The 2,198-nt window shown below is 69.7% G+C and carries 5 protein-coding genes; all 5 read right to left on the bottom strand.

Annotated elements, in window-relative coordinates; all coding sequences use genetic code 11:
- Positions 1–281: DivIVA domain-containing protein (locus tag AB0J52_RS37275; protein WP_500187651.1), on the bottom strand; the 281-nt coding region annotated here is incomplete at its 3' end.
- Positions 282–333: 52 nt separating this feature from the next.
- Positions 334–618, bottom strand: coding sequence for a YggT family protein (locus tag AB0J52_RS37270; RefSeq protein ID WP_500187649.1), 285 nt, complete (start codon positions 616–618; stop codon positions 334–336).
- Positions 619–641: 23 nt separating this feature from the next.
- Positions 642–1,205 carry a cell division protein SepF gene (locus AB0J52_RS37265; protein WP_500187648.1) on the bottom strand — a complete coding sequence of 188 codons (564 nt, stop codon included), beginning with the start codon at positions 1,203–1,205 and terminating at the stop codon, positions 642–644.
- A 120-nt stretch (positions 1,206–1,325) separates the two neighbouring features.
- Positions 1,326–2,048: a YggS family pyridoxal phosphate-dependent enzyme gene (locus AB0J52_RS37260; RefSeq protein ID WP_500187647.1), complete on the bottom strand. Its 723-nt coding sequence runs from the start codon at positions 2,046–2,048 to the stop codon at positions 1,326–1,328.
- On the bottom strand, positions 2,029–2,196 hold the full coding sequence (locus AB0J52_RS37255) for a laccase domain-containing protein (RefSeq protein ID WP_500187652.1): 168 nt from the start codon (positions 2,194–2,196) through the stop codon (positions 2,029–2,031). The genes AB0J52_RS37260 and AB0J52_RS37255 overlap by 20 nt, the downstream gene beginning before the upstream one ends.
- Positions 2,197–2,198 lie beyond the last annotated feature (2 nt).

Below are 2,198 nucleotides of genomic sequence, written 5' to 3'. Positions count from 1 at the left end.
AGCTGCGCGGGCTCGGGCTCGGGCTGCGGCTCCGGCCGCGGCGGCTCGGGGATCTTGGTGACGTCCGGCTTGGGCTCGACGATGGGGGCGGCCATGGCCGGAACCTTGCCGCGCAGGCACTCGGCGAGCTTGGCGCGCAGCTCCTCGTTCTCCTGGATGAGGCGGTCGAGTTCGGCCTCGACCTCGTCGAGGAACGCGTCCACCTCCTCCTCGTCGTACCCCGGCCTGAGCCTGGTGGTACTGAACTGCTTGTTCCGCACGTCGGCGGGTGTCAGCGGCATGTTCGTCTCCTTGGCGCGCTTGGAGTCCTGTCCGGATAAGGACGGTATCTGATCAGAGCATCTGCACGAAGATGATCAAGACCCAGACCACAAGGAAGAGGAATGTGAAGCTGAGGTCCAGTGCCACGTTACCCAGCCGTATGGGTGGGATGAAACGCCGGAGAAGCTTCAGTGGCGGATCGGTGACGGTGTAGACGGTCTCGGCTATGACCAGGACCACCCCCGTCGGCCGCCACTCCCGGGCGAACGACCGCAGGACTTCGAGGACCAGCCTCCCGATGAGGAACAGGAGGAACAGGTACAGGACGTATTGCAGGATCAGTCCAACGATATGCACGAACGCTCTCTCGGTCTCGGCTGTCAGCTCTGGTTGAAGAACCCTCGTTCCGCCATCCGGGCCTTGTCCTCCGCCGTCACCTCCACGTTGGCGGGCGACAGGAGGAACACCTTGTTCGTAACACGCTCGATGCTGCCGTGCAGGCCGAACACCAGACCTGCCGCGAAGTCGACCAGGCGCTTGGCGTCGCTGTCGACCATCTCGGTCAGGTTCATGATGACCGGCGTGCCCTCACGGAAGTGCTCCCCAATGGTCCTGGCTTCGTTGTAGGTCCTGGGGTGCAGCGTAGTGATGCGCGCAAGGTCGGTGGTGGCGGAGGACTCGTAGAGCGCCACGGACCGCCGGTCCGGGGCCGCCGCGACGAGATCGCGTTCCCGGTCCGCCACGTCGTCGGCTCGGGTAGGCTGAACGCCCGCCTCGTCCTCGCGGTGGCCGCCGCGCCGACCCGGGACCGGGTCGGTCTCGTCGTCGTAGACCTCGTACTCGTCGTAGTCGTCGTACTTGTCGTACTTGCTGAACTTCTCGTCGTAGCGGTCGTCCTCCACAAGGCCGAGGTAGACCGCCATCTTGCGCATCGCGCTGGCCATACGCCCCTCCGTCGTCCTGTGGCCGCGGCACCGGCGCCCCCTGCCGGGCCTGGCGCCGCCGTCGGACTCTTCCGCCTGCCTGTGGAAACCGCCGTCCGGACGGCCGCCACTGGGGGGACATTACCTGACGATTGCGCTCCGGCCGCCGAGCAACGCCGTACCGACACGCACGTGTGTCGCGCCACACGCGATCGCGGCCTCCAGGTCGCCGCTCATGCCCGCCGACATGATCGTGGCACCCGGATGTGCGAGCCGCATCTCATTTGCGACCCCGGCGAGCCGCTCGAACGCGGGCCGCGGATCGGCCCCGAGGGGGGCGACGGCCATCACCCCGCCCAGCTCCAGGCCGCTCGCCGCGGCGATCTCCTCGGCGAGGGCCGGCACGTCGGCCGGGGCCGCGCCGCCGCGGCCCTCCCCCTCGTCCAGGGAGACCTGCACCAGGCAGCGCAGCGTGCGGCCGGCCGCCTCGGCGGCCTGGGACAGCGCCCGGACGAGCCGCGCCCGGTCGACCGACTGGACGACGTCGGCGTAGGACGCCACCGACTTGGCCTTGTTGGTCTGCAACTGCCCGACGAAATGCCAGGTCAGCCCCAGATCGGCGCACTCGGACGCCTTCGGCGCGGCCTCCTGGTCGCGGTTCTCGGCGACCTGGTGGAGGCCGAGTCCGGCCAGCAGCCGCACGTCCGAGGCGGGGAAGGTCTTGGTCACCGCGACGAGCGTCACGTCGCCGGCGGCCCGTCCCGCGGCGGCGCAGGCGGCGTCGATCCGCTCCCGCACCTCCGCGAGGTTGGCCGCCAGCTCCGCGCCGCGCGCCGCCGGCCCGCTAGCGGTCCTCGGGGTCATCGCTCTCGTCGTCCTTCAGCCATACGAACCCGGCGAAGCGGCCGGTGCGGCCGTCCCGCCGGTAAGAGAAGAGGTCGGGGGTCTCGATGGTGCAGCGGGGGTCGACCCGGACGCCGGTCACGCCGCAGGCGGCGAGCTGCTCGACGATCC

Origin of the sequence: Spirillospora sp. NPDC049652 (assembly GCF_040675125.1) — a bacterium.
GTDB lineage: Bacteria > Actinomycetota > Actinomycetes > Streptosporangiales > Streptosporangiaceae > Spirillospora.
Note: the sequence above shows the minus strand (reverse complement) of the source record. Positions and strands in the feature narration are given on the sequence as shown.